The organism is Bartonella sp. CM86QHHN, assembly GCF_042194695.1.
In the GTDB taxonomy this organism is placed as follows: Bacteria; Pseudomonadota; Alphaproteobacteria; order Rhizobiales; family Rhizobiaceae; genus Bartonella.
On record NZ_JBHIND010000051.1, the window covers coordinates 1 to 21,803 of the forward strand.

The 21,803-nt window shown below is 41.1% G+C and carries 21 protein-coding genes, 2 tRNA genes and 1 pseudogene; 16 read left to right on the forward strand and 8 right to left on the reverse strand.

Features of this window, described 5'->3' with window-relative positions:
* Positions 1-148: 148 nt before the first annotated feature.
* Positions 149-238: transfer RNA gene (locus ACFIKX_RS04025), tRNA-Ser, on the reverse strand.
* 285 nt (positions 239-523) lie between these two features.
* Between ACFIKX_RS04025 and rplU the strand changes: the two genes are divergently transcribed.
* The 4 genes from rplU to ACFIKX_RS04045 all read left to right on the forward strand — a co-directional run bounded on the left by rplU (position 524) and on the right by ACFIKX_RS04045 (position 6,435).
* Entirely contained in the window at positions 524-1,003 is a 480-nt protein-coding gene (rplU, locus tag ACFIKX_RS04030) for a 50S ribosomal protein L21 (RefSeq protein ID WP_375629522.1), read from the forward strand.
* A gap of 12 nt (positions 1,004-1,015) precedes the next feature.
* Positions 1,016-1,285: a 50S ribosomal protein L27 gene (gene rpmA / locus ACFIKX_RS04035; protein WP_100130483.1), complete on the forward strand. Its 270-nt coding sequence runs from the start codon at positions 1,016-1,018 to the stop codon at positions 1,283-1,285.
* Positions 1,286-2,696: 1,411 nt separating this feature from the next.
* Positions 2,697-5,228, forward strand: coding sequence for a phosphoenolpyruvate--protein phosphotransferase (gene ptsP, locus ACFIKX_RS04040; protein WP_375629525.1), 2,532 nt, complete (start codon positions 2,697-2,699; stop codon positions 5,226-5,228).
* 1,117 nt (positions 5,229-6,345) lie between these two features.
* Positions 6,346-6,435: transfer RNA gene (locus tag ACFIKX_RS04045), tRNA-Ser, on the forward strand.
* 249 nt (positions 6,436-6,684) lie between these two features.
* Here ACFIKX_RS04045 and ACFIKX_RS04050 read toward each other — a convergent pair.
* Genes ACFIKX_RS04050 through lexA form a run of 3 tightly spaced genes read right to left on the reverse strand, consistent with a single transcriptional unit; the run spans position 6,685 to position 10,406 of the window.
* Complete coding sequence (locus tag ACFIKX_RS04050; protein ID WP_375629527.1) at positions 6,685-7,743, reverse strand: hypothetical protein; 1,059 nt, start codon at positions 7,741-7,743, stop codon at positions 6,685-6,687.
* The gene (locus ACFIKX_RS04055) at positions 7,712-8,938 is read right to left on the reverse strand and encodes a hypothetical protein (protein WP_375629530.1); all 1,227 of its coding nucleotides are present in this window, start codon (positions 8,936-8,938) and stop codon (positions 7,712-7,714) included. The genes ACFIKX_RS04050 and ACFIKX_RS04055 overlap by 32 nt, the downstream gene beginning before the upstream one ends.
* Positions 8,939-8,942: 4 nt before the next feature.
* Positions 8,943-10,406 (reverse strand): transcriptional repressor LexA, encoded by a 1,464-nt coding sequence (lexA, locus tag ACFIKX_RS04060; protein WP_375629533.1) that lies wholly within the window; start codon positions 10,404-10,406, stop codon positions 8,943-8,945.
* A gap of 166 nt (positions 10,407-10,572) precedes the next feature.
* Between lexA and ACFIKX_RS04065 the strand changes: the two genes are divergently transcribed.
* The 12 genes and pseudogenes from ACFIKX_RS04065 (at position 10,573) to ACFIKX_RS04120 (ending at position 15,495) form a co-directional block, all read left to right on the forward strand.
* The gene (locus ACFIKX_RS04065; protein WP_375654156.1) at positions 10,573-10,785 is read left to right on the forward strand and encodes a hypothetical protein; all 213 of its coding nucleotides are present in this window, start codon (positions 10,573-10,575) and stop codon (positions 10,783-10,785) included.
* A complete protein-coding gene (locus tag ACFIKX_RS04070) occupies positions 10,775-10,945 on the forward strand; it encodes a hypothetical protein (protein WP_375629536.1) in 171 nt (56 codons plus the stop codon). The genes ACFIKX_RS04065 and ACFIKX_RS04070 overlap by 11 nt, the downstream gene beginning before the upstream one ends.
* A gap of 52 nt (positions 10,946-10,997) precedes the next feature.
* Positions 10,998-11,404 (forward strand): annotated as a pseudogene (locus ACFIKX_RS04075) (DUF2924 domain-containing protein).
* Positions 11,401-11,613 carry a hypothetical protein gene (locus ACFIKX_RS04080; protein ID WP_375629539.1) on the forward strand — a complete coding sequence of 71 codons (213 nt, stop codon included), beginning with the start codon at positions 11,401-11,403 and terminating at the stop codon, positions 11,611-11,613. Before ACFIKX_RS04075 ends, ACFIKX_RS04080 begins: the two are co-directional and overlap by 4 nt.
* The gene (locus ACFIKX_RS04085) at positions 11,595-11,942 is read left to right on the forward strand and encodes a recombinase family protein (RefSeq protein WP_375629542.1); all 348 of its coding nucleotides are present in this window, start codon (positions 11,595-11,597) and stop codon (positions 11,940-11,942) included. The genes ACFIKX_RS04080 and ACFIKX_RS04085 overlap by 19 nt, the downstream gene beginning before the upstream one ends.
* Positions 11,943-12,023: 81 nt before the next feature.
* Positions 12,024-12,632 carry a recombinase zinc beta ribbon domain-containing protein gene (locus ACFIKX_RS04090; protein ID WP_375629545.1) on the forward strand — a complete coding sequence of 203 codons (609 nt, stop codon included), beginning with the start codon at positions 12,024-12,026 and terminating at the stop codon, positions 12,630-12,632.
* A complete protein-coding gene (locus ACFIKX_RS04095) occupies positions 12,632-12,787 on the forward strand; it encodes a hypothetical protein (protein ID WP_375612851.1) in 156 nt (51 codons plus the stop codon). The genes ACFIKX_RS04090 and ACFIKX_RS04095 overlap by 1 nt, the downstream gene beginning before the upstream one ends.
* Positions 12,772-13,182: a hypothetical protein gene (locus tag ACFIKX_RS04100; protein WP_375629547.1), complete on the forward strand. Its 411-nt coding sequence runs from the start codon at positions 12,772-12,774 to the stop codon at positions 13,180-13,182. The genes ACFIKX_RS04095 and ACFIKX_RS04100 overlap by 16 nt, the downstream gene beginning before the upstream one ends.
* 197 nt (positions 13,183-13,379) lie before the next feature.
* Positions 13,380-13,928 carry an RNA polymerase sigma factor gene (locus ACFIKX_RS04105; RefSeq protein ID WP_375629550.1) on the forward strand — a complete coding sequence of 183 codons (549 nt, stop codon included), beginning with the start codon at positions 13,380-13,382 and terminating at the stop codon, positions 13,926-13,928.
* A 194-nt stretch (positions 13,929-14,122) separates the two neighbouring features.
* Positions 14,123-14,680, forward strand: a complete 558-nt coding sequence (locus tag ACFIKX_RS04110; protein ID WP_375612854.1) for a hypothetical protein — start codon at positions 14,123-14,125, stop codon at positions 14,678-14,680.
* 87 nt (positions 14,681-14,767) lie between these two features.
* Positions 14,768-14,905, forward strand: coding sequence for a hypothetical protein (locus ACFIKX_RS04115; RefSeq protein WP_375612855.1), 138 nt, complete (start codon positions 14,768-14,770; stop codon positions 14,903-14,905).
* Positions 14,906-15,057: 152 nt separating this feature from the next.
* The gene (locus ACFIKX_RS04120) at positions 15,058-15,495 is read left to right on the forward strand and encodes a lysozyme (RefSeq protein WP_375629552.1); all 438 of its coding nucleotides are present in this window, start codon (positions 15,058-15,060) and stop codon (positions 15,493-15,495) included.
* On the opposite strand, the gene ACFIKX_RS04125 is transcribed toward ACFIKX_RS04120, so the two are convergent.
* From ACFIKX_RS04125 to ACFIKX_RS04140, 4 genes are read right to left on the reverse strand one after another with little or no spacing between them, the layout of a single operon-like run.
* Positions 15,492-16,865 (reverse strand): DNA methyltransferase, encoded by a 1,374-nt coding sequence (locus ACFIKX_RS04125; RefSeq protein ID WP_375612857.1) that lies wholly within the window; start codon positions 16,863-16,865, stop codon positions 15,492-15,494. The two genes, ACFIKX_RS04120 and ACFIKX_RS04125, sit on opposite strands and share 4 nt — an antisense overlap.
* Positions 16,849-18,756: a DNA methyltransferase gene (locus ACFIKX_RS04130; protein WP_375612858.1), complete on the reverse strand. Its 1,908-nt coding sequence runs from the start codon at positions 18,754-18,756 to the stop codon at positions 16,849-16,851. The genes ACFIKX_RS04125 and ACFIKX_RS04130 overlap by 17 nt, the downstream gene beginning before the upstream one ends.
* Positions 18,744-21,527 carry a DEAD/DEAH box helicase family protein gene (locus ACFIKX_RS04135; protein ID WP_375629556.1) on the reverse strand — a complete coding sequence of 928 codons (2,784 nt, stop codon included), beginning with the start codon at positions 21,525-21,527 and terminating at the stop codon, positions 18,744-18,746. Before ACFIKX_RS04135 ends, ACFIKX_RS04130 begins: the two co-directional genes overlap by 13 nt.
* On the reverse strand, positions 21,520-21,732 hold the full coding sequence (locus tag ACFIKX_RS04140) for a helix-turn-helix domain-containing protein (RefSeq protein WP_375612860.1): 213 nt from the start codon (positions 21,730-21,732) through the stop codon (positions 21,520-21,522). Before ACFIKX_RS04140 ends, ACFIKX_RS04135 begins: the two co-directional genes overlap by 8 nt.
* Positions 21,733-21,803: the final 71 nt, after the last annotated feature.

Sequence of the window (21,803 nt, forward strand, 5' to 3'; positions counted from 1 at the left end):
ATCTTTAAAACTCTTTGAGAAAAAATAAATTGGTACAAAACCTAGTGGCAAAATATACAAAACCTGCTGGCAAGCTACAACCTGCTGACAAGCTACAACCGGAAAGCTACGATTAAAGACAGTTTTAATAATATCGCTTTATAAACTGTGGCGGAGAGAGAGGGATTTGAACCCCCGATAGAGTTGCCCCTATGCCGCATTTCGAGTGCGGTGCTTTCAACCACTCAGCCATCTCTCCATAATAAAGTGAAACAAAAATCGGCACTATTTGAGTGTATAAGGGGTAGATAACCTTCAATTGTTTTTGGTACAACCTTTTTTTCTTTTTTATGGGACTTTATTGACAGAGAATAGAAATTCCTTCATATATACAAAATATAAGCGTGGGGAAATCTGCGCATATTTGTGTTGAAGAAGGTTTTATCCTTCTTTGGGATCTATTACGACTGATAAAAAGCAGCCTATTTTCCCTTATTTCAAGGCAGAAATTAAATAAGAGCTGGAGTGAACGGAAGGATAAAAAATGTTCGCAGTCATTAAAACTGGTGGTAAGCAATACCGCATTGTTGCTAATCAAGTGGTAAAAGTTGAAAAAGTTAGTGGAAATGCGGGTGATGTTGTTGAATTCAATGACATATTAATGGTTGGGCAAGAAGGTAATGCGGTTATTGGTACCCCTGTCGTTGCTGATGCATTGGTGACAGCTGAGATTTTAGAACAGGCACGTGGGCGCAAGGTTATCGCATTTAAGAAGCGCCGTCGTCAAAATTCTAAACGCACGCGTGGCCATCGTCAAGAATTTACGAGGCTTCGTGTTTTAGAAATTTTAATGGGTGGTTCAAAACCTAAAAAAGTTGCTGCGAAACCGATAAAAGAAGAAGAAACTACACCACAAGAAACAAAAGCTGCTGCTTCTGTTGAGAAGACGGCTAAAAAAACGGTTGAAAAAAAGACTGCGCCGCAGAAGAAAGCGTCTGTAGCATCAAAGAGTAAGAAAGATTAAAGGAGAGCGTCTATGGCACATAAAAAAGCTGGTGGTTCCTCGCGTAATGGTCGTGATTCAGAATCGAAACGTCTAGGCGTTAAAAAATTTGGTGGTGAAACCGTTATTGCCGGAAATATTATTATTCGCCAGCGTGGTACACGTTGGCATCCTGGTAACAATGTTGGTATTGGAAAAGATCATACGCTTTTTGCATTATCAAATGGAAAGGTTTCTTTTCAACGCAAAGCGGGTAATCGTTCCTATGTTTCAGTCATTCCTATGCTGGAGGCAGCAGAGTAATCTGTAACACTCTCTAGCAATCAACAGGATTTCATTGAATTATAGTTGTGGTTTTATAAGTATTAAAAGGGAAAGATAGAGTCTTATCTTTCCCTTTTTGCGTTGGTACTATAATAAATGTAGAAGATATACGAAAAAGGTACAATTGAGGAAATGGCTTTTCTCAATGAGGGAAAGAGTTTGTGCGATGTTATGTTAGTATTTAGTCCTGAACATATTGATATTATGATAGAATTTGTTGATAAATTTCTGTATAATAATAGTGAGAGAGACTTTCTTTTTATGCATGAAGAAGTGTCTAGTGATTTCTTATAAGAGAAGCAGTTTGTTTTCAGAAAATTATGAGAAATTTAATGAGAGCATTCTTTATGTAATCATTTTGATAAAGATGGGTCTTTTTATCGGCATTGTGGTATTGATGAGTTGTCATACTGTTTTTAGGTGGTAGTGTGGATAGGTGTGGCTATTCATTTAAAAAGACATAGGGATAAAAAATCCATAAGAAGGCAGCCAAAACGACTTTGAAAGTGACGTGCATTAAGGAATTTTCGGTAAATCAAGAGTGAAATTATATTTTTAAGGAGGACGGTGTTTAAAGATATAAAAATAACCAACGTGCAATCAGCGCCCTTCAAGAATATTTTTTCTGATTTCACTATTATTGTGTATTGTTGAAAGTAAATAAGCATAAGAGCTAGGGTTAAGGCAATCATTGCGTTTCATTTTTTACTTTATTTATCTTATTTGTAGAGTTTTTCTTTATTTTAGTAATTGATGATGGTGCTTGGGGGGGGGGGATGTTCGTACTTTGCAAATGTGCGACAGAGGGTATTGTGTATTTGCGATATTGATTGAAGTAAAGGTGTAGCTTAAAATATATAAATATTATATATCGAGGGTTTGATATCATAAGATGGGCAGCACGGAATTTTAAAGATGATAAGTTGCATGGAGCAATTTGTAATTATGTAATGAATTTATAAAGAGGGATAATAGGTTAAATAAACTTTGAGGAATCAATCAAAATATTAGCTGAAGTTACGGATGATTGGGAAGGATGCTTTCTTGTAGGAAAAATAATGAAAAGTTATGTTGAATAACTTAGGATAATGAGAGCGTTTCGAAAACATAGTTTTTCAGGTGATTGGTTCTGTAGAAAATGGGGTTTTGTCTTTGTAAAGTAAAAGAGTAAGAGGTAGATTTGCTTATAATGGTTTTAAGCACTTCGCTAGATAATAATATCCAATTGTTTTATCGGTTATATTGAGGTATTTAAGCACCTCACTTAGCTATATTCCGTAAAATATAAATAAAGCTGTGGTGGTATTTATAGCTTGTATTTTGGGAAATGCAGCTTTGAAAAGGAATGTGTCAGAGATATTGGTGTTCAAATGTGAGGCAATTTGAATTCATGATGAGATATGAGAAAGCAGAAGCAATGAATGTAGATTTTGCTGATGGTGAAATCTTGTCTATAAGATCTGTACAACTTGCAGCTGCTTTTGATCATAAAAATGATGCAATTTATGCTGCTGCTGAATTGCTTGTGCAGGTTGGTGCAGTTGATAAGTGTTATCTGGCAAGCATGCTTGCACGTGAAGAAACAACCAATACTTGGCTTGGAAATGGTATAGCCATTCCTCATGGTATGGCTGAAAATCGTGATTTAATTATCAAGGATGCTGTTGCTGTTATACAGGTTCCTGCTGGTGTTGAGTGGCAGGATGGCAAGAAAGCATATTTGGTTATTGCCATTGCAGCGTGTCCAGATCGCTATAGAGAAATTTGTAAAAAATTGACGTCTCTTTTATTTGATAAAAAACAGCTTGAAGTACTTGCAACAACTATGGACAAACAACAAATTGTTACAACTTTGTTTGACCAAAATATGAAGATAGAAAAAACTTTTATTGGTGACCTTTCTGTGTGTCAGGAATGGACTTTAGATTATCCAAGTGGTCTTCATGCACGACCAGCTTCTCTTTGGGTTGATTTTGCGAAAAAGGCTCAAAGTTCCATCAGAGTTCGCCATGGTCAATATACCGTTGAAATGAAAAATTTGGTTGGTTTATTGCAATTAGGAGCAAAAAACGGTGATGTTCTGATTTTTTCTACAGATGCTGCAGAAGGAGCACAACTTCTCAATGATGCCATTGCTATTGCAAAAAAAGTGAGTATTAGTGAAAAATGTCTGATGAGAGCAATGGAATCTCAAACAAAGGCTTTTCATGGTTGGTATCCACGCTCTATGCAAAAAGGCATTTCTGGTGTTGGAGCGAGTTCAGGATTAGCATTTGGTAAGATTTTTGTTTTAAGGCAAAATGATATTTCCATAATAGATCAGCCAATTGATTTTGCAGCTGGTGCAGCATGTCTTGAAAATGCTCTTACAAAAACAAAACATAAAATGGCATCTGTGATTTCTGATATTACAGTGCGTATGGGAGCAGATTCTGCTGCGATTTTTTCTGCGCAAATGGTTTTGCTTGAAGATGAAAATTTAATAGCTCAAGCTTGTCGTTTTATAGCGGAAGGTCATGGTGTCGCTTGGTCTTGGGATAGAGCGGTTCGTCAATTTTCAGATATGTTTTTTAAGGTAGATAATCCTTTGTTAGCAGCACGTGCTGTTAATTTAGTTGATGTTGGTCGACGTGTTTTAGGTGAAATCAATCCATCCTATAGATCGTTCTTTTTAAATGATATTCCACATGGTGTAATTCTGGTTACAAATGACCTTTCTCCTTCTGATGTAGCACAACTTGATTGTACAAGGGTAAAAGGATTAGCAACAGCATGGGGAGGTCCATTATCTCATACAGCTATTTTGGCGCGTACTCTTGGTATTCCAATGGTTGTTGCTGCAGGTGATGATATTTTAGCAATTCAGTCTGATATTCAGGCTATTATTGATGGCGATAACGGGTTTATTTACCTTAATCCTACGCTTGAAGACGTTGAAGATGCTCAAAGGCATATTGATACTGTTGCGCAAAAACGTGTCAGTGAAATAAGTGCGTGTAGATTACCAGCGCAAACGATAGATGGTCAAAGAATTCGTATTATGGCTAATGTCAACTACGCAAATCAGGTTCCTGTTGCGCTTGATTTAGGGGCTGAAGGTGTTGGACTCATGCGCACGGAATTTTTGTTTTTAGAGAATCCATATATTCCGGATGAAGAGCTACAATTTAATATATATCGGGCGATGATTACAGCTGTAGGAGATAAGCCATTAATTATTCGTGCACTTGATATTGGTGGAGATAAACAGATTACGCATTTACATTTATCTAAAGAGGACAATCCTTTTTTAGGTGTTCGAGGAACGCGGCTTTTGTTACGTCGACGTGATCTTTTGGTGCCTCAATTACGTGCTTTATATCGAGCGGCAAAAGAGGGTGGAGATCTATGGATTGTGTTTCCGATGGTCATGTCTGTTTCAGAGATTGTCGCTATAAAAAAGATTGCAGAGGAAATCCGCAACGATGTTGATGCACCAAAATTAAAACTTGGTATTATGATCGAAGTTCCAGCAGCGGCCATTATGGCAGATGTATTAAGCGCCCATGTTGATTTTTTTTCAATTGGAACCAATGACCTAACACAGTATACAATGGCTGTTGATCGGCAAAATCCGTACCTTGTGTCTGAAGCTGATAGCCTTGATCCAGCAGTTTTGCGTATGATTTATCAGACTATTCAGGGAGCTGCACAACATAAGTGTTGGGTTAGTGTATGTGGTGGTATGGCTGGAGATCCTTTTGGTGCAATGATTTTGACTGGATTGGGAATTAATGAGCTTTCTATGATATCTTGCGATATTTCTCCAGTAAAGGCGTGTTTACAGACTCATAGTTTTGAAGATATGAAAATTTTAGCACAAAAAGCATTACAATGTGAAACTGCACGAGCTGTACGTGCTCTAAGCAAGGATATAAGGTAATAAAGAACATTAAGGGGAAAGAACGAGCTCATTTTGCAGAGTAATCAGATCTTTAGTGCTGTAAAACATTAATACAGTATATGAATTTATAATGGTAATTTATCGTTTTACATAATGAGAACCCTGAATATTGTAGGGTTTTTTCGTTTTAAATTTCTCTATATTTAATTAATAAAAATTACCCTTTTATACATTACAAGGAGGAGTAATGTATGGATAAAAACACTCTAAGAAAGAATAAATTCCTTTTATGCATTCTCTCAAATAGCAATAGATATTGTAACATTAGGCGACAAAAAGAAAATAGTATTTTTAGAGTATTCTGTTTTGTTATGAGACCATATCCCACTTAAAGAATGCGATAATCAAAAGTATGAAGTAATACGTAATTTTTTTTAAATAATGGAGACTACTTTAGATATTTTGAAAACTGTAACGCTGAATTTAAAAATATATGGTAAAAATGAAAACAGGTTTGCATTTTTATGATTTTGTATTTGATCAAAATGAGACTATTTTTTCATTTTAGAAAATAAAATATATTCATACATATTAAATTAAAAATGCAAAGTTTTTTTCTGAATTTTATTTTCTTTAGTATCAACTAAATATAGAAGTGTGAAATTGAATAGAGGATTTAGAATAGGGCTTATTATGTAATCCTATGAAAGAGAAAACTGATACCATCACACTATTTTACAGCTCTCAATGTTGCAAAAATTCGTGCTATTTAAGAAAATGCATAAGAGCCGCTTATCCTCTCTTAAAATGTTCTTCCCCCACATACCATCCCTTCCTATGACGTATAAGTAAGTGATTTTAATTATTTGATTGTGTAAAACTATGGGCTGTATGCTAATTTTAAGAGAAGTATTTTTTTGTGAAGCAGAAAGTGCGTAAATGAGCATGAAAGTTTATAACTGGTGACAATCTTTTTATTCTCATTATTGTATTCTACAAACCTATCCACGAAAAAAGTTTTTTCTTAAAAAGAAGGGATGTGCTTGTTATTCAACAGATAAAAGCTCTTACTTTAATAAATGAATTTGTTTTTTGGGTTTTGAATGTATAGTTTAGACTTGCACGTTATTTCTTTCTGGGTATAGTGCGAACTTCTGGAGAGGTGGCCGAGTGGTTGAAGGCGCACGCCTGGAACGCGTGTATATGGGAAACCATATCGAGGGTTCGAATCCCTCTCTCTCCGCCATTAACCTAAAACGAACTTTCATATGCCTTATATGGCATAGCCTCAAAAGCCCAGCATTTGCGGGCTTTTTCGCTATTTGCAATTGACTTCCTCTCTATAAAAACACCCCGTTTTTCTCTAATTTTTCTCCTATATATGCCCCTTTCCTGAAAAACACCGTACTTGGAAAAACGAAGTACGGAGCTTTTAGTCATGGGAAATCAAGGGTTTGGCAATTGACCAGTTCGCAGCAGTCTATGCCTAGCATTGTCAACCAGTGAGCTGACGCAGGACATTATCATCTGCGCGAATGATGAAGCGGGCTTTATAGCACTTCTCTTTACGCGACCATCGAAGCGGGTTTTCAGAAAGGCCGAAGGTCTGTTTGAGTTTGTTTGCTAATTCCTGCTTCTGCTTTTTTAGCTTATCATCTGCATCGCTATCCTGCCACGAGAGGCTTCCCCCGGTTTTTGCAAGAACCAATAGGAGTGTCCACTGGTTCGTTCTTTTTCCAGATCTCTGATCTTTCATCTTCAGATGCTCAGGTTCCAGACGTTTCTGAGTTTGTCCGCATGTCACTGACAACATCTCTGTTGCGGTAAATTCGAACACAAACTGCTCCCATGTTGCGCCTGCTGGTGTCGGGAATTGGTACTCAGATCCCGGTTTAGCTGATTTCGGCAACACCGTTTCCAACCAATTGGAGATGATGGTTTGAGCGCTGTCTCTCGCCGTGACCTTGCCTGCAGCATCAACGACGAGCACATCATTTATGCCGATGAGCTTGGATTTATGCCTGATGCTTGCGTCAGAGCTGGCAGTGCTGATAAGACTGCTGGTGGAGGCAATTAACAGAAACGTCTGATCAGCCATGCAAAGCTGATTGACAATTTTATCCAACTGCGAGGATGTCTGGCCCAAAAAGCAATAGACAGGAAAGCTATGCTCGGCTTGTGGATTGAGCACACCAAATTTCCAAAGAGCCGTTTGGCCCGTGATCTTTTCATTTTCCTCAGTAAAACCAATGGCCTCAGCAATTTTGGTCGCCAGCTTTTTATGATCTATGCGATACAGCGCCAGTTCTGATTTTTTGAGCGTGCGTCGGTCGCACTGCTTGGTATCTGATGTGCAGATGCCAACAATATCGCTAGACCCATGTTGCACGACATTCATGTAGCACCCAGCTCGGCCATTACAGGGAATGGCAGATGCCTGCTCATTGGTGATGGCAAGCAATTCTTCTGGAAAGTCTAGCCATTCAGCTTTTACACCCTTGCCACCAGAAAGCTCTGTGAGTTTACGCCATGGCGGCGATTGATACGGCGTCATGACTCTCCTGATGTGCTACGGGTTGTTTGCTGTCTTCTTCCTCTTTCTGCTCATTTACAAAGCCACGTTTCCGCAGCCATGTTTCAATCAGGTGAGAATCTTCCTTGCGATCAAAGTTGGCCATATTCGGTGTTCGCACCTTGACCATGCGTGGACGTTTGGCATTTTCAAATTTCACCGAAAAACTGGCTGAGACTAGTCTGCCAAAGTTCGGGAATTCACGATCTCTTGAGGCTAAGGACGCAAACACATCATTTGAGCGTAGCGTCTGCTTGTCATTATACGGTCCAAGAAACTGGTGCTGGATTTCTACCAGCTTTATATCTTCCAGTCCATCAATATCGGCACAAGCCAAAGCATCAACGCCGTTATCGATCAGTGGCTGCAATGTATATTTTTCTGCGCCGGGGAAATATTCAGCCTGACCGAAGAGATGTTGGCTGAACAAATCTAAATACATGGTGCGCTCTTTCTTGGCACCGGACTTATTAAAGACGGCTAGTTCATTATTGGCACGATCATAGACAATCACGTCATGAAACTCTGGGCGGTAAAAAATGGTCTTGGATTGTCCAGATTCAATCTTGCCCTCACGCTTAAACGGCATGCCATGACGGATCAGGAAGTATGTCTTGTCTTCGTCCTCTGCGCTGACAGGCAAAATTCGACAGTCAGTGCCGCGTTTATTTTTCAAAAACCAAGCGTCCATATCAGCTTCCAGCGTTCGCATGGTTTCTGATTTTGGAAGAGTAAACGTATCAGGGGACTTTTGATCAGACTGGAAATACATGAATGATTTTGGCTTGAGGATCATCGCCTCTGCGTGAGGACGCTTTAAAAGCTCGGGATCGTGCAGCCATAATGCTAAGGCCAAATCAGCTGCTGTTGAATCTTCATGCGTGTCAATATTATTGGCTTCAGCCTGTTCACTCAACTCTTCAAAATGTTCACCATCGGACATTTCTTGAATGAAAAACAAGGCTTCAACGAATTCAATGTCCATATCCTCTGATGGATTCATCAGAACTTGGCAGAGCGTTTCAAAATCCAGCTCATTATCTTCATTCAGTTCAAAGCTGAACCCGCGTCCGGTCAGGTAGCTTTCATACCTTTTAAGAAAAGTAATCAGATTATCTTGTTCGATGTGTTTCAAAACATCAGGTTGGGCAAAACGTCGTAAATTATAGGTGCTCATGTAGTTATCCTCCTTGGGGTTCGTCTAGGAGGGCCTCGGTGTCAACACCCGAGCAGACGTGTAAGACCTTCCCAATTATTTTAAGTTCATCCTGTTGTCCTATGATGATGGGTTTTCGTTTCTGATTTTCAGGGCGCAGCTCAATATGCTCCCCTTCAATACTCAGCCGCTTTACAGTGGCCTCTTCGCCAACCATGGCCACCACAATATCGCTGTTTTCAGCAATAGATTGCTGGCGCACAACAACGTAATCTCCCTCGAAAATATCAGCATCGATCATGCTGTCGCCGTGCACTTTGAGCGCAAAGCACTTCCCGCGTAGAACATTATTCGGCACCATGACCTGACCAATCTTGTTTTCAAGAGCAAGAATCGGTTGGCCAGCCGCAATCATCCCCAAAACAGGAACAGCCGTCAAGTTGGTCTTATCCGGTGTTTGTGCATGGAGGATTTCGATGGACCGCGCTTTTCGCGCCTGTCTGCGAATATAGCCTTTATCTTCCAGTCGCTTGAGCCCTTCAAACACACTGGGTGCTTTCACCCCCAATTCCACAGCAAGCTCTTGTACCGTGGGCGACATCTCCATGGCACGTTTCAGGCGCTCAATGGCCTGTAATAAACTCTGTTGTGCTTGTGTTAATCTATCCATCTTACACTCAGTTATGGTTAAGCCCTTGCTCGCCTCTTGTGAGCAAAATGCGTTTCCAGAAGACTTCTCTTTCCAGTATTTTTTCATCGGGGGGGGGGTGCTAAGCCGCTGCTCAAGCAACGCAAAACGGAAATGAGAACGGCAGTAATCAATTCCCGCTTTGTTTATCATATCATGAATGCCTTTGTTTCCCCCATGACCCGTTTCAATGTAACACTTCCATCGTGACCATATGCCTTGATCACCATAAGCAGAGCCGATGTAGCGTTTTCCCGTATGCGTATCGGTAATCGGGTAAATACCCTTAACGCATTCTAGTGCTGTTTTCCAATCTGGCCTGTCATTCTTGATCAAGACTTCGAGCTCTTCAAATGATAAGTCTATTTTATCGTATCCGCAGAATGCTCTACCGGAATATGGCTCACGCAAAATCTCTTGCACTTCAAACTTATGGTAATGTGGCTCCATATTGGTCCTAGTCGTGCGGTTGCGATAAGATGATCGGATTTTCAGACGCCCAATAAACTCTTTGCCCAAATCAGTAAGCTCAACCTCATAGCGGTCTGCATGTTTCTCCAATACTCTGAACACACCACCGAACAGCCAGATGTCGGTTTCGTAGTGAAATTGCATGAGTGAGAAAATAAGCGGCCTGTTAAAATCATTGCGGCCCGGCCAGTATTCCTGCCAGCCTTGCCATTCTTCTTTGCTTCTTCCCCATACTTCTAGCGGCTGCGAGTGCTGGTTGTATCTCGCAAAGTGAATTTTATAGTCGGCCAAATTTTCAATCGGCCATATATCTTTGAGCAAAATTGACATTTTCAAACTTCAACTATATCTTAATTAACAACCTAATATAAATTAGGCTTATGATTTTCACAAGCCTAATTTGATTCAATGCATAGCATTGACTGAACCGACAGTTTTCAAGTCATTTCAGTAAGTAACTCCTTGAACGACGCAATAATTCTCAAGGAGGTTCGCCATGTCTTCACTTTCTCCAAACCTAATAAATGAACGAGATTGCCGCAATGAGGTAGTGCATTTGCTGACACTTGGCATCCTGCGTCGCAAGATACGCCTGAACCGTCAGTTCGAGCCAACACATCCCTCTAATTCATTGGACTTCAGGTTTTTTCCAAGCATTCATGTCCATGACGAAGAACCAAAAAACCAAGGAGTTCCTGATGAGTCATGAAAACAAAGAGCTCACCGAACGGGAGCGATTACAAATCAAGCTGGGCCAACTTCCTGCCGGACTTGTGTCCGATGCAGATCGGCAAAAGGAAGTCGCCCATATTGTCGGCTTGGGCTGGCAACGCCTCCGCTTGAAGCAAAAGAAAAAAGCAGAATCGTAGGAAGTGAAGAATGGATAAAACACTTCTGGCGCGTGTGGCGGCGCTCCCAAATATGCCGTTATCCGACTTAAAGGCTTTATGGCGGGATGTGTATCAGGACGAACCACCCGGTGGCCATAAAAGCCACATTGTCCGCAGACTGGCTTATCGCCTGCAGGAGCTTGCTTACGGCGTTGATCCACAGATTGAGAACCGGATCGAACAGCAGGCCAATGATTTATTCGGCTCTGGCAAAAAAGCCAAGCCGAAACGCAAGACACAATATCAGCGGCCCATCCCCGGTATCAAACTGGTGCGGGAATATAAGGGCATCAGGTCACCATTTTAGAGGAAGGTTATGAATATGCAGGCTGCCTATACAAAAGCCTGTCCAAGGTTGCACTGGCCATTACAGGCAGCAGCTGGTCTGGACCTGCCTTCTTCGGATTAAACAACAAAGCACAAAGAGACAAACATTGAGCACAACCACACCGAAAAAACGCTGCGCGATTTATACGCGCAAATCCACCGAGGAAGGCTTAGACATGGGGTTCAACAGCCTTGATGCTCAGCGAGAAGCTTGTGAATCCTACATCGCCTCACAAAAGCATGAAGGCTCTGGTTCCAGCTTCCCGATAATTACGATGATGGCCGCTTTACAGGCGGCAATATGGATCGCCCAGCTTTAAAACGCCTTATGGACGACATCAAAAGCAGCCTGATTGATACAGTTGTCGTGTACAAGGTTGACCGCTTGTCACGCTCCTTGGCTAATTTTGCCAAACTGATTGATCTGTTTGACGAGCACAAAGTGTCCTTCGTTTCCGTTACTCAGCAATTCAACACCACCACATCAATGGGCCGATTGACGCTGAACATCCTGTTCAGCTTTGCCCAATTTGAACGTGAAGTGATCGGCGAACGTATCCGCGATAAATTGGCAGCCTCCAAACGCAAAGGCATGTGGATGGGGGTGTCACACCTATGGGCTATGTGGTCAAAAACCGTGAGCTTGTGATTGAGCCCGATGAGGCTGAGGGTATCCGCAAAATATTCGATCTATTTTTGATGACCAGAGTCGCCCACGGAAATGGCAAAGATGTTGCCGCGCATGGGGGTATTAAGCAAAAAGCGCACAACCAAAAACGGACGTGTTATCGGTGGTAAAGCACTGGATAAAGACGGCCTTTATAAGATTCTGCAAAACCCCATCTATATCGGAAAAATCAAACATAAAGATAAAATCTACGAAGGCCGCCATCCAGCCATCATCGATATAGACACGTGGAATAAAGTCCGCGCCACCATGAAAGAAAATACCATCAACCGAGGCGCAATCACGCGGAAGAAAACCAAGGCCATTTTGATGGGGCTTTTGAAGTGCGGTGAATGCGAATGTGGATTGGTGGCAAGTCATACCCGTAAAAAAGGTGGCAGGCTTTATCGCTATTACACCTGTGAACATTACCGCAAAGGTATCAACCCGGATTGCAAGGTTCGCAATGTCAGCGCCAATGAAACGGAGGCATTGATATTGAATCAGCTTCAAGCTGTTTTTGCCTCGCCGGAGATGATCATGGAAACGTGGCGCGAAGCACAAAAAGAGGATGAGACCATCACGGAGCATGAGGTTTACAGCAACCTGAATGACATCGTCCCGATCTGGCAAGAACTTTATCCTGCTGAAAACAACGCATCCTTGAGTTGATGATTGAAAAAGTCATCGTCAATTATGAATTTGTCGATATCCGGATCAGGGCTGCAGGCATGGATAGTTTGGCTCGGGAATTGGACGAGCAAGACAAGCGGCTGCAAGGCATTTCAACAAAAAAACTGGAGGAGAAAGCATGGATAAATGCGTAAATATGATGGCGAACAACAGCATTTCAATCCGGGTGCCAATGCGGATCAAGAAATATGGTGGCAAGAAAATGATTATTTTGCCCGAAGGCTACCAAATGACCCCGCCACAAGAAGCACCCAAGCAAGACGAAACATTCGTAACGGCCTTTGCCAAAGCCTATTACTGGCAAAACCTGCTTGATACGGGGCGCTATAAATCCATTGATGACATGTCACGCCAACGCCAGATCAACACCTCTTATATGTCGCGGATACTGCGCCTCAATCAACTTGCTCCCCAGATCAAAAAGGCCATCTTGGATGGCACGCAGCCGCGCCAGTTAAGCCTGCAGGATATACAAACCCCATTTCCCGATATTTGGGATGAGCAATTAAAGCATTTTGGATTTGCCTAATCTCCCTTCGGTGAAATTTCACCGACCACCCTGAAATTTTTTTCAAAAAAATTTACACCCACCAAAGCCCCGGCATGCGGGGCTTTTTTGTTTTTGCGCCTTGAGTAACGCACCGATTTTCAGGGTCTCCAGTGAGTTTTCGCCAGTCCCAGTTGACCCGCCCGCGTGGCGGCTAACCGCAACTGGAGACGAAAACCATGAGCAAAAACAACTATGAGGGCATCTATCCTTATGTCGTAAACCAAGTCCGTTATCACGCACGCAGCCTGATGCGGCACTCCGCCATTCATGGCGTAGAAGTCGAGGACCTCGAGCAAGAGTTGATGCTGGATTATTTATTCCGCAAGCAGGCTTATGTTCCTGAAAAAGCAAAATGGTCGACCTTTGTTGACCGCATCCTCAACCACAAATGTGCCAGCCTCATTGAGGCCGCCCGCGCCCAAAAACGTGGGTTCGGCATCAGTGATTTTTCACTTGATGCGTGGCTTGAGGATAAGGACGGCGACGACAACGCTCTGCCTGACCCTGCAACCGAAGACCTGACCAACCGCGACCTTCAAATTGACCTTGAACAAGCTGTTCAGCAGATGCCGCCGCATCTGGTGTTTCTGCTGGTTGATCTGCGAACGCTCAGCATCAGTGAAATCTCACGCAAAACCAAAACCCTACGCTCAACCCTCTACGGGACGCTGTCCGAACTTCGCGGATCGCTGAAGGAGCGTGGCTTTGCGGAATATCTGCACTGAGCCGCCGACAGTTTTTGAGCCCTCTCGGTAAGTAACTCCTTGAAGGCAAGAAAACATGCCGGGTTCTCGCGGAAATACAAGACCTGAAGCAGGAAATACCGCGACCGCTTTGCTCTTTGGGCGGCGTCAGAACCCGGCAGCCGAAACGACATGACCAAAGAGCAAATTTTAACCTACGAAATCAAGGAGGTTTCATGTTTAAACCATCGTTACAAAAGCTGATTAAAGACAGCCTTTACGCCAAATATGTTTCGGCATTTATTCAAATCCCGGCACTTGGTGTCATAGAAGAAGACACCACCAAACCTATCCATGAGGCCACTCTGGATGATCTGGCCTTTGCCGCACAGGCTTTGGATAAAGAACAAAGCGCCATTTACAAGCACCTGTCTGTCATCCGTGAGCTTTATACGGAAGCGCAACGTCAAGGCCATACGCAGCGTCTTGAAGAAATACAGGTGCAGGCCGATGTGGCAGAAAGCAAAGCGCTCTATGCTCATGCCAGCCAGCCCAGTGGGGTGAAATGGGTTGAGGCTCTGCGTGCATCTGTTCGCCCGATTATCACCTATGCGTTTTTCATTCTGTTCGCCACCGTCAAAACCGCTGCACTGTTCAAGTTATTGGATCAGGGTGTCGGAATTACCGACGGACTGATCGCCCTGTGGGATGCTGAAACACAGGCATTATTTGCCGCTGTCATGTCCTTCTGGTTTGATCAACGTGCCTTAGCCAAGTTCCGCTCAAATCCTTGAAAAACAAGATCTTATTCACTTGATAAGCGCCAGGAATGAAGCGTTACTGTAAGTGTAAAAAGTAATTGAAAATAGGGAGATAACACCATGAGCAAACTATTTTACAAGGCCGTGATTGAAGATGTTCAAAATGAGAAGTGTACCGATGCAGAGCTCGAAGCACTGCTCGATGCTTTTGAATACACGGCCAAGAAAATGGCCACCACACTGGCCCGTAAAGCTTAGTACGCACTGGAAGATTACGCCACGGCCAAGCAATACGGCATTGACCGCTTTACGCTGATGATTGAGCGCAAAGAAGTCCTCGGGCAAGAGCAATGGCATGGCGTTTTTGAATATGGGAGCAAGAACCTTAAAGTTATAGGAACACTGGAAAAATGAGACATATCACACAAAACGAATTGGACCTGATCAAACGGTTCGAGGGCTTCTCTCGAACCGTTTATTTTTGCCCGGCTGGCTATCCCACAATCGGTTATGTCCATGTTGTGAAAAACGACGAGGACTTTTCGGCAGGCATTGATGAAACACAGGCTGAAGAACTCTTGCGCCAAGATGCCCAGATCGCAGAGCGTGCCGTTCTGCGCCTAATCAATGTGCCGCTGACAGATGGCCAATTCGATGCGCTAGTGTCATTCACCTACAATCTTGGCGGCGGAGCACTCCAGCGTTCAACACTGCGCCGTAAAATCAATCGTGAGGAATACGCCGAAGTACCAGAACAGTTCATGCGCTGGGTTTGGGCGGGCAGACGTAAGCTCAAAGGGCTAGTTCGGCGTAGGTATGCCGAATGCTTGCTTTATCAAATACACTAGAGTGGTTTTTCTAGTACAATTATTGTTTCTCTAAGCAGCTCTTTGAGTCTTGGGTTCATTTTCAGCTGCTGGCCAGATGTGCTAGCTCCTCGGCAAACAATCATTTCCCTTACTTTGAAACCTGTATCTTCTGCTATCTTAGCTAGGAGTGTATCTGTGGGTATGGGTATTCCTACATAAGCACTTTGGTCGACAACGATGTGCATAAATCCGCCTTTTAATAAAACATCGTAGCAGTTTTCAATAATTGTTCGCATATCATAAAAATATGATCGAAGCATACCCGGCACGAGACGTGTACGACTGTCACGCTTGCCAGTCATTCTCTCTTTTTCAGGAATCTTTTTTTCGATTTCAACACACAGCGTATCAACTAAATCAATATCAGTTGTTTTTTCAGCAGACTTTTTAATTCTATAGTTTCGTACAAGCCTTTCCCTGTATTTGCCAAGTTTGCTTAGTAGAGAATATTCTCCAAAAACAATTTCCAGCTTATATGATTCAAAATAATCGAATGAATTTGCATAGGGCGGAGAAAATATAATAGAGCCAGCGTGATCGCCAGATATAGCACTTAAACTCAACTTTCTTGCATCAAATTCTACGCCACGTGCTAAACTGTCCTCATTGTGTGGGTTCTCTTCATAATCAATCAGTATTAGTTGCAGCTGGTCCAAGAAACGCTTTTTAACGTCGCCTACAGGTGAAGGTCTTGTTGCCAGCCCATTACCATCACGTTTTCGATTAGAACAGTCCTCCAAAATTGCTAATAAACAAAAATTCAAAATGTTGAATATGCGTTTATTTGATTCTTCGTGAATGCGACGCTTTATTTTAACAAGTTCAGTAAAGTTGCCTTGATCAAAATATTTACTAATTTGAACCTCATACTCGTTGTATTCATATTTTTCATGGTCAGTACATTTATTCCAATTATTTATTATCTTATGAAGTTTCTGCAGTTCACCTGTAGATAAAGCGTAAGATTTGACTTCTGTAGATAATATTGCGAAAGGATTAACGTCTAGGCCGACAGACGAAATGCCTAGCTCTGACGCTGCTACAGAGGTTGAACCTGAGCCGCACATGGGATCAAGAACAATACCGCCAGAAACGTTTGGGTATCTGGATAAAATTTCTTTAACAAGATCTCCTGCATAACCTTCGCGGTATCTAACCCACCTGTGGTATGGCTGTAATTTTGAAACAGAAGTGTTAACTAGTTTTTTAAAGAAAGATTCTTCATTTGAAACATTATATTTTTCTTCTAGATATTCTAAAGATTTACAGAGTTCTGTAGACGAAAATGTATCTTCCAAATCCGACCATATCAAACGTGGTTGATTTTCTGATTTAGCAAGCTGCAACATCCGCTAAGCCCTCCGTTTCTTGATTAGTTCTTAGATCTATCCGCGCATAGGCTTTTTCTAGCGACATCGAACTAAATTCGTTTTCGATATCCTCAATATTTGCTCCATCTTTAATCTGACGTATTAGGCAAAGGGCCGAGTTAGCATAAAGCTCAACTAAAAATTCCCCGAATGACACACTGCAGTCTTTTTCTTGAAGCTTTAACATCGTATCATTGAGACATTCATTGAAACTGCCATTATAGTCTTTCTCATTAGGCAGACTTTTCTTGCTGAATGTATAAATAAAATCACCCTGTGGAGTTCCATCGTGACGGAGGTGCGCCGTATCTCGATAAGCATGAATGGCTTCTTGGTAAAAAATCCCTTCCGGTTCAATATGAAATCCTGCATCCAAGGTTGCTTTGATAACGGCATACCATGCTCTAATATCTTTATTGTTAAAGGTGTAAACCAAGCAACCGTCTGATTTTAATACTCTGTTACATTTTTGAAAAACGCCGAGTAAAAGTTCATAGTAATCGGAAAAATCTTTCTGGTAGGTTTTATCTTTTGTTTTTCTGTGAACAACGGCTTCAGAGGCAAGCTTATGCTCTGGAAATGGAAACTTAGTTCTGCCTTCTAACCAGACCTGCCAAAAAGCACACAATTCACCATATTGGACATTACTTCCATATGGTGGATCAGTTATAATCATGTCGACAGAACCATCTGGGATATCGACCTGTTTTGAATCCACGCATTGCACCATGAAGTCCGCAGAGCCCTTTTCAAGGTCTGAGAAGTTCAGAGTATTTTTCTTTGAATTAAATCTAGAATCTCGATCTTTTAGGCCAGACTTGATCGCCTTTAATCTATTGTCAAAATATTCAAATGGATTGGCTTCAATAAATTGATTTGGTATCCAAAACGCATGCTTTGCCCACGCAACAGGTCTTCCATCCATCCAAGATGAAGTTGAGAAGTTCATGTTGTTGGTGTACCTGATTAATGAACTCAATATAAATATTAAAAAATCATACTCGGGATCACTCATATCTTTTTGAATTTTAAGCTTCTTGGCCATTTCAAAAAAGCTCGCCGAAATCAAAAGGTTTCTTGGGGTGAAAAAATCCGTAAATTTCACAAAGCCTTTTCTATGAAGACAATCTTCCTGTTGTCGGTCCCATTCAGCCGGAATTTCAAAATCAGGAAAATGAAGTCCTAAACTAGTTTTTAATTTCTCTAGGTTTTCGCTATATTGTTTATGTTTCTCAATATCGTCTCTAGACGGTTCCTTTGCATCATGTGCTCCGCATTTCTTGCATCGATATCTTAAGCTAATTATTTCACTGGAAATTCTGGGAGCGTCTGCTGCTTTAATATTTGAGCTGCAATGGTCGCAGACATATATGCCATTCTTTGGTTTTCCAGCATCGTTAAGCGCTTTATTGTCATTACGAAAGGACGTGTTTTTGCTACAATGTGGACACTTTATTAAATATGCATGCTCTATCCAACGAACATGTGCCTTGTCGTTTTTACAGTCTCCGCATTCTGTTGTAAAAGAATCTTCAAAATGACCTTTAACCATTTTCTTAAGGTCAAGTGCATAAGAAAGAATTTTAGCGGCATCAACGTCACAAATTTGGCAATACTGGATGAAAGAGGCTACCGGATTAACATCGGTCGAAACAATTTTTCGATTAAGAGTTAACCCTTCAATTAAGGTGACGCCCCCTCCACCAAATGGATCAAAAATTATTTGACCTTCCTTCGTATAAAAGTCGATGAGTTCACGAAATACATTGTGAGGTCTTCTCGCGAAATATTTATGCATTTTATAAATCGGAGTGTGACCAAGTGACTTTAAATGTTTGCTAAAATATTTTTTTTGATTTATTTCACCCATAGCGTATCTCCATAATCTTTATGTATGTGTTTTTCTGACTCCGCAAGGAGTGACGCTAGGAACACTTCTTTTTCCTTTATTATCAAGAAGATATTTTTATTTGAGGTAAAGCACTCATCAAAGATTTCTAGGTGCCGCATAAGGTACCGATACTGGTTTCCAGCTGTAGTACGATCTGTCCATACATTATTGTACGAAAAAGCCTTTTCATATCTTGAATTTAAGTCTTTAAGTATCTCATTTTTATTTGCTTCGTTTGTAAGCAAAATATTAGGGTATGCAGCTTCTATTTCCTTGGCAACCGATATTGCAAGTTCTAAATCAGGCTTTCCATCATTGAATTGAATTGAAAATAAGCTGTACAAAAACTGGATGTAGTTCAGGCTCTTTATTTCAAGCATGAAGCTAATCGCCTCCCTATATGGAAAGAGAATACCGTCTTTATGTTCTTCCCTGTACAAAAGAAACTGGTTTCTAAGAGCGTCTAAAAAGCTTATATGGCCTTGCTTGTACAAAAGGCCTAGTTTACTTAATTGGTATTTGTTTCTCTCTACTTCATGAAGGAAGCCGACCCTTTTACAGTGAGATACATTGTTATTGTTTATTCTGATCTCTTTTGACGTGTATATTGCATCAGGGTTATCAGTGATAATTTCAAATGTAGGAGTTATTAAGCTTTCTTCTAATTTTATTGGTGTATAGTCACAAAGTGTCTTAAAAATACGTGTGAAGTCGCCTTTTCTTTCATTTTTTCCAAGTTTACTACCGACACCTATGCTACCCGTTGGGTTTTTGTTTACGTTTGCAATTCGTAGCAAAAGCGCATCTTCAAAGTCCGAAGTGTTCAATTCCGTTGGCAGATTTATAACTACTTTTCCCGGAACAGAACTACTACCTTTTATTCGACCTTTTGCAGCAGACAAATTGATTGAATCGATCCATTCTGCAAGAGCTTCATCTTGATCTCGCATAGCTTGAATGAGATTAAATAAAGCTTCAAATCCAGCTCCAGAAAGTACATCTTCACCTTCTTGATCGAGTAACACAGGAACGATTATATACGAAAGCCTGCCTGTTTCTCCAAATTTCTGTCTTACAGCACGACCGACAGCCTGCACAATGTCAATCATTGAACCTTTAGGGTCAGCAAAGAAGACAGCATCAATTAGAGGAATATCTATTCCTTCAGTCAAGCAACGAACATTTGTGATCACGCCCAGTTCTGAGTCTTCAAAATTTTGTATTATCTCAGCACGATCTTGAGCAGTCATGGCTCCGTTGATGTGTGCAATAGCAGTCTTTTTATCACCAAAAGAGCTCTCAGCAGACAAGCGATTTGCAAAATCACGAGATTCAGAAATCTTGGAGTGAAATGATATAACCTTTGTTAATCCAAGATCTTGTATGGATTTCTTTAGCAAAGCTATTTTATAAATATTTTGAACAGTTTCTGTATGACTATCATCATCAGTCACATAAACATTGTTTTTTATAAGTTGATTATATTCAGAACTGCTAATTCCCGTAAATACAATGCGATAATCTGAGATAATATTTTTCTCTATTGCTTCACCAAAAGTAAGCCGGTGAAAAACATCACCATAGATACTTTTATCATTCATAGAAAAAACAGAGAGATTATGTTCTTCGAGTTTTGAGCTTAGTTTTGGTCTAACGAGGCGCTCTGTAGCGGTAAGAAAAAGTTTTTTCTTTGTTTTAATGGCAGCATCGTCAAGAGCAATATTAAACTGAGAGTTTGAAACTCCCGCAGTTCTGTGCGCTTCGTCATAAAAAGCGATATCGAATGAAAAGCTGTTTTCATTCTCGGATAGCGCATTCTTTATTACTTCCGCAGACTGATATGTACTAAAAATAAACTTCTTTTTATTAGAAGGCTGGGCAATAAAATTACGTACAGCTTCTGCTGAGGTAGTCACAGGTATATCAATATCGCCTATATCAATGTTATTGCTATCAACTTCTGCATCAACTGTTTGATCACTGCAAACGCACAAATACTGAAATGGCGATGAAGACTCAGCGGACCACTCCTCGAGTGCTTGCCTAACAAGTTGCAGGCTTGGGGCAAAAAATATTACGTTGTCAGCTTGAAGATGCTCAAGGGTCCACAGTGCGATGAGAGTCTTTCCTATTCCACAAGCCGCAATGAGCTTTCCTCGATCACTTGATGAAAATCCAGAAATAATGTCTTGAAGTATCTCAGATTGATATGGTCGAGGACTCTTCTTATCTCTTTCAATTTGAATATTTTGAGAAATGGCAGACTGATATAAAGAAGAAAAGAAGTCTTCGTCCAAAGAGGTAAATCGGTCAACTAATGCACTTAGATGCCCGGTTTTTTTATGAGCTACATTCGGCAGAATGTGAGTGTTAGAAATAATCAACCTGTAATCAGCGTACTCTGCTTCAGCCCAAAATGTTGAAAGTTCGCGTGATGTAAGTGCTGCTCGCCCAGACCGGAACTTGGCTTGCCAAGCGATATAGTCTCCTGCGTTGTTGATAAAAACTCCATCTACGCCATAGTCTGTTTTCTCCAGACGAAGCTTATCAACAACATGCTTTGGAAACGGACGGTTATCAACAATTGGGCAATATATCTCTTTAATCTGATGTAAGTCAGATAAGAACTTCAAATAAAAATAACAGAAATATTCAAACGCATCGCCTTTAGCTTTGTTGTCACCAATAGCCTCAAGCGTTCTCTCAAGAGAATTCCAATCGCTGTATTTTGTCTTAAAAATATCAATCATCTTTGTTGGTTCTTTTTTCTTTTGATTGTTCGTTAACGCCTTCTTCTATCCACTTTTCGAGCTGCTCTCGTTTGAAACGCCAAGCTCCACCAACTTTGAACGCGGGTATCTTCCTGTCTGACAGGAGTTTATAGACGTGCCGTTCTGTTACTTTTAAGTAACGGGCCACTTCCTCAACTGTCAGAATATCGTGCTCGTCAGACATGCCTTCTCACTTATAATTTGGTCATTAAGATGTAAAATATTCTAAAATGTTCATAAGCACAAGGACAATGA